A 6,809-nucleotide genomic window follows, 5' to 3' on the forward strand; every position below is an offset into this window, starting at 1 on the left:
CAACGACTTTTTGCTACCGTTGCTGCTCTTGCCGCCTGCCGTTTCAACCGGCGGGGCCGCATTCTTTATTCAGAGTCGCGTCCGTTGTCAACTTCGACTTTCGCGTCCTCTGCGGCCTCTCGAAGTCTTCAGCGCCGCCCAGTGGCTTCCGCTGTTTTCTTTCGAGGGGGCGCGGCTTGTACCGCTTCGCCGCCGTCCCTGTCAACCGCTGCTTCGTGACTTCCCCAACCGCGTCGCCCGTTGAACTTCTTCCCGGGCTTTTCTTCGTCGGGGGCGCGGCTTCTACTTCGTGGCCGCGTCTTCGTCAACCTGCTGCGTTGACCGCCATATTCCGAATTTCGTTTGCTGCGGGCTCGCCGCCGAAGTCCCTTCCGCGCCAGTGCGCGGGCTTCGGTGCGAGGGGCGCGGCTTCTACCACCACCGCGTCTCGAGTCAATCCCTTCGTCGACTCGGTTCTTCCGTCCTGCCCTGCCCCGACTCCGTCTCCCATGAGACGGCTGCCCACTTCCACCACCACGCCGCCCGCCGGTTCAGCACTGCCTCTTCGTCGACCATCTAAGGAGCCTTTTTCGAAGTGTCAACTCGTTGTCACGAGCCGCTTCGACCTGCTCCGGGTGACGGCCGAGAAGCTCTCCCTTCGGAGGGCTGCCGGCATCGACCCACGGTCTTATTCGATTCCACTCAGAGAGCCGCCACGGGAGGTCGGGTGACGTCCGCGTGTCGCCGTGAGGTGGGGCCGCTTATCCGCCAACTGCCCCGGCGGCGCAAGAAGTTTGCTTCTCGTCACTCGCGCCGCCCCGGAAGCGCCTCGGCTTGTGCGCCGTCCGGGTGATGGGGGTAACCCCCCTCCTCCGCCGGACCATTCCCGCGGGGTTTTCAGCCCCCGCCTCCGAGCCCCAGCTTCGAGACGTCCACCCGGCCGCGCCGGCAGCGCTCGGCCACGACCACCGAGCGGAGCTCGCTGTAGGCTCGCTCGAAGTCGTCGTTCAGGATGATGTAGTCGTACAGCGCGACTCCCCGCTCCATCTCCGAGCGGGCAGCCAGCATCCGGCGGCGGATGGTCTCATCCGAGTCCGTCTGACGATCCCTCAGGCGCCGCTCCAGCTCCTCCATGGAAGGCGGGAGCACGAAGACGGTCACCGCGTCAGGGTGCTTGCGCTTGATGGCCTGCCCGCCCTGCACGTCGATGTCGAAGATGGCCACGCTCTTGCGGGCGCGGGCCTGGTCCACCACGGACTGGAGGCTGCCGTAGAAGTGGCTGTGGACCTCGGCCCACTCGACGAACTCGCCCTTTTCAATCTTCTGCTGGAAGGTGGCGACGTCCACGAAGTGGTAGTCCACGCCGTCGCGCTCCTTCCCGCGGGGCCGCCGGGTGGTGACGCTGATGGAGAAGACCGCATCCGGGGTCTCCTTGAGGAGCCGGTGGGCAAGGGTGGTCTTTCCGGCACCCGAGGGCGCGGAGAGGACGAGCAACAGACCAGGCTGGAGCACGGTGGGCGCGTTCATTCGACGTTCTGCACCTGTTCGCGGATGCGCTCGACCTCGGCCTTCATCGAGACCACGCGCGCGGAGATCTCCGCGTGCTGGCTCTTGGAGCCGGTCGTGTTCACCTCTCGGTGCATCTCCTGCACGAGGAAATCCATTCGGCGGCCAGCGGGCTCGCTGCTGGCCATGAGGGCGCGGAACTGCTCGAGGTGGCTCGCCAGGCGGGTGACCTCCTCGGCGATGTCCGTGCGCTCGGCGAAGAGGGCCACCTCCTGCGCCAACCGCTGCGGGTCCACCGCCACGCCGCGCGCGAGCTCGGCGATACGGTCCGTGAGCCGCTGCTGGTACTCCTGCACGGCGCGCGGCGCGAGCTGCGCCACCTCGCGGCTCCAGCCCTCCAGCAGCTTCAGCCGGGCATCGAGGTCCGCGTGGATGGCCTCGCCCTCGACGAGGCGCATCTTCTCCAGCGCCGTGAGGGCCTGGTCCAGCGCGGCCTGCACCGCCGGGGTGGCGGACTCCAGGTCGACGCCCTTCTCCTCCAGGCGGACGACTCCGGGCTGGTTGGCCACCTGGGACCAGGCCACCTCTCCGGGTAGGCCCAGCTCCTTGGCCAGCTCGCGGAAGGCGCGCACGTACTCGCGCGCCAGGTTGAGGTCCACCGTGGGCACCGTCCCGGAGGCGGTGGCGGCGTGCCGCTTCACCAGCAGCTCCACCGAGCCACGGGCCAGCCGGTCCTTCACCTGCTTCGTCACCAGGGGCTCCAGCGACGACAGCTCACGGGGAAGGCGCGCCTTCACCTCACAGAACTTGTGGTTGAGCGAGCGCAACTCGACGGAGACCTCTTCGTCCCCCACGCGCGCGCGGCCCGCTCCGAACCCGGTCATGCTCTTCAGCATTGGGCGGTTGCTAGGGGCTTTCCGCCTCCAGGTCAAGCCGCGTGCTTGCACCGCATCTGATTCTGTGTAGGGTCCGCCGCGAGATGTCCTGGCACAAGCGGCTCGAGTTGTGGGCGAAGCTGGCGCTGGCGCTCGTGGCGTCCGCCCTCTTCTGGCGCCCCGGTCGTCGTCGTCCTCGTGGAAGTTCCCTGCCCGTTCCCCGGAAGGTGCTGCTCGTGCGGCCCGACAACCGCGTGGGCGAGGCGCTCCTCACCACCCCCCTGATGCGCACCCTCAAGGCACACGTGCACCCCGCTCCCGAGGTGCATGTGCTCGTGCATGCCAAGGTGGCGCGTGTGCTGGCTGGCCACCCGGACGCGGACTCGGTCATCGCGTTCGACCGGCGCCGGCTCTGGCTGGGACCCCTGGCGCCCGGCATCCGCGCCCTGCGCCGCGAACGCTACGACGTGGTGGTGGACTGCGCCAACTGGGAGTCCCCGTCAGTGACGAGCGCGCTCGTGTCCCGGATGGCGGGCCCCCACGCGGTGATCATCGGCCCGGACGTGTGGCCGGTGTCCAAGCTCCACTCGCTGCCCGTGCCCGCCCGGACGGATACCCGGAACGAGGCCGTGCAGCGCACGCACCTGCTCACGCCCCTGACGGGCGGCACCCTGGCCCGCGGGCTGTCCTTCCGGGAGCCTGTCGTCGGCCCCGCCATCCGCGCGTACCTGGAGGCAGGCGCCGGCACGGCGTTCGCGGTCATCAACCCGGGTGGCCGACTGGGGCCCCGGCGGATTCCGCCACAGGCCTTCGCCGCCGCGGCCCGCACGCTGCTGGAGCTGGGGCGCATCCCCATCGTCACCTGGGGCCCCGGTGAGGAGGAACTCGCCCGCTCCGTGGTGGAGGCCGCGCCCGGTGCCCGGATGGCCCCCGCAACCAACCTGGACGAGCTGGCCGCGCTCATGCGCTTCGCCGGTCTCACCGTGTGCAACAACACCGGCCCCATGCACCTGTCCGTCGCCGTGGGGGCCCCCACCCTGGCGTTCTTCCTCCGCATGGACATGGAGCGCTGGGGCCACGCGTACGCGCCCCACCGGATGGTGGACCTCACGTCCCTTGTCGATGGCGCGGGCGGAGCGGGGCTGGAGGCTCGGGCGTCCGAGGAGGTGCGGACCTTCGCCGCCGCGATTCCTCGCGCGGTGAGCCGGTAACGACCTGACTTCCCCTGGGCTTCAGTCGCGCGGGGGGAGTGTCGTCATCCGCTCGGGGATGAGCCGCGGGATTCCATCCTCCACCGGCCACGCGCAGTGGCAGCGCGGGCAGCGGACCTCGGTGTGAGGCCCATCTTCGTGCACCGTGAGCGGGCCCTTGCACCGGGGACAACCGAGCACGTCCCTCAGCACGGCGTCCAGGGGTGGCACGGGCTACTTCGTGCCCTCGCGGCCGAGGCGCCGGGCGAGTTCCGTGGTGCTGTGGTCCTTCGGGTCCCCGGACACCGCCGTGCGCCCGCCGTAGGCACGGACCTCGTCGGCCTCGGGAATGCTGTCCGGCGTGTAGTCCGTGCCCTTCACGTGCACGTCCGGCTTGAGCGCGCGGATGATGCCTCGCACGTTCGGCTCGTCGAAGACGATGACCCGGTCCGTGCAGGCGAGCGCGGCGACCAGCTCGGCCCGCTCGTTCTCCGGGATGTACGGACGCCCCGGGCCCTTGTAGGCCCGCGTGGACGCGTCCGAGTTCACCGCCACCACCAGCACGTCCGCCAGCGCCCGCGCTCCCTCCAGGTAGCGCACGTGGCCCACGTGCATCAGGTCGAAGACGCCGTTGGCCAGCGCCACCGTGCGCCCCTCGGCGTGCCAACGCTCCCGCTCCTCGGCCACCTTCGCCAGCGGCTGGAGCTTGTCCAGGGTGTTCATCGTGTGCTCCGCAGCTCTTCGAGCAGCTCGTCCCGCGACACCGTCGCTGTGCCCGGCTTCTGCACCACCAGCGCGCCCGCCACGTTCGCCAGCCGCGCGGCCTCGCCGAACGAGGCCCCCGCCGCCAGCGCCAGCGAGAAGGTGGCAATCACCGTGTCTCCCGCTCCCGTCACGTCCACCGCCGCCTTCGCGCCGTGCACGGGGATGTGGTCCACCCCGCCTTCCGCGTCGAAGAGCGTCATGCCGTGCCGGCCCCGTGTCACCAGCAGCGCGCGGCACCCCAACTTGCGCAGCGCCGCCTGTCCCGCCTCCAGCAGGTCCGCCTCCGTGCGCACCGGCCGCCCGGCGAGTGCCTCCAGCTCCGGCTCATTGGGCTTGCACACCGTCAGGCCCACGAAGGAGGACAGCGCATACCGGCTGTCCACGCACACCGGCAGGCCATCCGCCGCCAGCCGCCGGAGGACCTCGCGGACCTCTTCACCGAGCACGCCCGCGCCGTAGTCGGACACCACCACCGCGTCCGCGTCGCGCGCCGCCTCCTCCACCTGCTTCGCCAGCGCCTTGCGTAGACGCGGGGGGAGCGCGGCTCGCTGCCCCCGGTCCAGGCGAAGCATCTGCTGGCGCGTGGTGCTCACCCCGCCCGCGAGGATGCGCGTCTTCGTCTCCGTCTCGATGCCTCGGCCGCTCACCGCGTGCAGCCGGATGCCGGTGTCCGCGAACAGCTTGCGCAGCGCGGCCCCCATCTCGTCCGCACCCAGTGCCCCCACCGCCGTCACCTGCCCGGAGAGCGCGCGGACGTTGGCCGCCACGTTGGCGCCTCCGCCCAGCTTCACCTCGGCGGATTCGTAGCGGACGATGAGCACCGGAGCCTCGCGGCTCACGCGGTCCGTCTGACCGTAGATGTAGTGGTCGGCGACCAGGTCCCCGACCAACAGCACCCGGCGGCGCGCGAAGGCGAGCGGCAGGCGCGAGGGCGAGGGCAACGAACGAGCGGGCGAGACTGCGGCCATGGCGGCGGTTTGTCCCACAGGCCCCCGCGCCTCACAAGTCGCGCGATGCGTCCGCCAGCCCGAGCGCCCGCCGCAGGTGGGACTCGCCCTCCAAGACTTCCACCCCGAGCCGCACCACCCACGCCACGAAACCGGGAGGCAGGCGGACCAGGTCCTTCTCCGTCGTCACCACCCGGATGCCCTGACGGACGGCTCGTGCCTCCACGTCCCGAAGCTCCTCCGCCGTGAAACGGTGATGGTCTGGGAAGAGGGCCGCGTCGCGGACCTCCGCGCCGAGGGAGTGCAGGGTCCGCAGGAAGCCCCCCGGCCGGGCAAGCCCCGCGAGCGCGAGCACCGGCTGCCCCGCGAGTGCGTCGACCGGGAGGAGCTCGCCGGAGGGGCCTACCCAGCCGATGGGACGGTAACGCGTGCGCACCCGGGGCACGGCGGGGTCGAGCGAATGCGATGGAACGTCAGCGGGAGCGAGGGCCCCGGTGACTTCGGAGGCGAGAGGCCGCATGGCCCCTCCAGCGATTGCGGACTCCCGTGGAACGAACGTTCCTTCCGCCGCTGTCAGTGCATCTCCGGCTCCAGCGCCGTGATGGGGCAGTTGCCCCTCGGAGGCCGAGGACTCCCGTGGAACGAACGTTCCTTCCGCGTCGGTCGGCAACCTTCCGGCTCCAGATGCACGAGGTGGCCTGTGCCCCTCGGAGGCCGAGGGCTCCCGTGGAACGAACGTTCCTTCCTCCGCGATGGGGGCACCCCCAGCTCTGGAGCCGTGATGGGGCACGTGTCCCCAGGAGGCCGAGGACTCCCGTGGAACGAACGTTCCTTCCGCGCCGGCCCGCGAGCTTGCTGCCTGCAGGCTCCGAGGCATACCCGCCGTGCCGGATGGCGTAGCGGCCACGCGAATCCAGAACAAGGTGGCCCGGCGCAGCGCGGAGCGTGGCTCTCGCAATGGGCCCCTCGGGAGCATGTGGCCGTTGCCCAGCCCCACGGACTCATCCACGACGACGAGGTCCTCGTCTCGCGCGAGCCTCCGGTGCTGGAAACCATCGTCGAGCAGCACCGTGTCCAGGCCGAACTCGTCACGTGCGCGGTATGCCCCGGCCACCCGGTCCGCTCCCACGAAGAGGCGGACCTCGGGGCACCGCCGGGCGAGCAGCAGCGGCTCGTCCCCTGCTTCCTCCACGGAGGGCAGCGGCTCCGTGCCGATGAAGGTCAGCGGCTCCTTCGAACGACGGCCGTAACCTCGCGTGAGGATGCCCACCTTGCGGCCCTCGCGCACCAGCAACTCCGCGAGGTGGAGCACCGCCGGCGTCTTCCCCGTGCCCCCCACGTTGACGTTGCCCACGGAGATGACTCGAAGGCCCTCCACACGCTCCGCGCGCAGCAGGCCCACGTCGTAGAGCGCGCCTCTCAGGCGCACCGCCGCTCCGTAGGTCCATGACACCGCGGTCAGCGGAGACAGGAGCGCGCGACGGCCCCAGGGCTCGGGCTCCGATGGGTAGAAGACCCGCTCGATGGTCGTGGGGGCACTGGGGGAG

General features: G+C 70.7%; 7 protein-coding genes and 1 pseudogene. 1 reads left to right on the forward strand and 7 read right to left on the reverse strand.

All coding sequences use genetic code 11. The features are described from left to right. Nucleotides 1-876: 876 nt before the first annotated feature. Nucleotides 877-1,506 carry a guanylate kinase gene (gene gmk, locus HG543_RS49965; RefSeq protein WP_169352049.1) on the reverse strand — a complete coding sequence of 210 codons (630 nt, stop codon included), beginning with the start codon at nt 1,504-1,506 and terminating at the stop codon, nt 877-879. Continuing rightward, the gene (locus tag HG543_RS49970) at nt 1,503-2,381 is read right to left on the reverse strand and encodes a YicC/YloC family endoribonuclease (RefSeq protein ID WP_169352050.1); all 879 of its coding nucleotides are present in this window, start codon (nt 2,379-2,381) and stop codon (nt 1,503-1,505) included. The genes gmk and HG543_RS49970 overlap by 4 nt, the downstream gene beginning before the upstream one ends. Nucleotides 2,382-2,464: 83 nt before the next feature. Here HG543_RS49970 and HG543_RS49975 point away from each other — a divergent pair, with 83 nt between their 5' ends. Next, nucleotides 2,465-3,571 carry a glycosyltransferase family 9 protein gene (locus HG543_RS49975; protein ID WP_169352051.1) on the forward strand — a complete coding sequence of 369 codons (1,107 nt, stop codon included), beginning with the start codon at nt 2,465-2,467 and terminating at the stop codon, nt 3,569-3,571. 21 nt (nt 3,572-3,592) lie between these two features. Here HG543_RS49975 and HG543_RS56910 read toward each other — a convergent pair whose 3' ends face one another. The 5 genes and pseudogenes from HG543_RS56910 to lpxK form a co-directional block, all read right to left on the reverse strand. Next, on the reverse strand, nt 3,593-3,781 hold the full coding sequence (locus tag HG543_RS56910) for a Trm112 family protein (RefSeq protein ID WP_343073642.1): 189 nt from the start codon (nt 3,779-3,781) through the stop codon (nt 3,593-3,595). Between the two features lie 3 nt (nt 3,782-3,784). Further along, complete coding sequence (locus HG543_RS49980) at nt 3,785-4,273, reverse strand: adenylyltransferase/cytidyltransferase family protein (RefSeq protein ID WP_169352052.1); 489 nt, start codon at nt 4,271-4,273, stop codon at nt 3,785-3,787. Then, nucleotides 4,270-5,283, reverse strand: a complete 1,014-nt coding sequence (locus tag HG543_RS49985) for a bifunctional heptose 7-phosphate kinase/heptose 1-phosphate adenyltransferase (RefSeq protein WP_169352053.1) — start codon at nt 5,281-5,283, stop codon at nt 4,270-4,272. Before HG543_RS49985 ends, HG543_RS49980 begins: the two co-directional genes overlap by 4 nt. 31 nt (nt 5,284-5,314) lie before the next feature. Next, a complete protein-coding gene (locus HG543_RS57235; RefSeq protein WP_439332621.1) occupies nt 5,315-6,139 on the reverse strand; it encodes a tetraacyldisaccharide 4'-kinase in 825 nt (274 codons plus the stop codon). Further along, nucleotides 6,134-6,809 (reverse strand): annotated as a pseudogene (gene lpxK, locus HG543_RS56920) (tetraacyldisaccharide 4'-kinase); the annotation flags it as partial. The gene HG543_RS57235 and the pseudogene lpxK, both read right to left, overlap by 6 nt.

Source organism: Pyxidicoccus fallax (genome assembly GCF_012933655.1).
Lineage (GTDB): Bacteria > Myxococcota > Myxococcia > Myxococcales > Myxococcaceae > Myxococcus > Myxococcus fallax.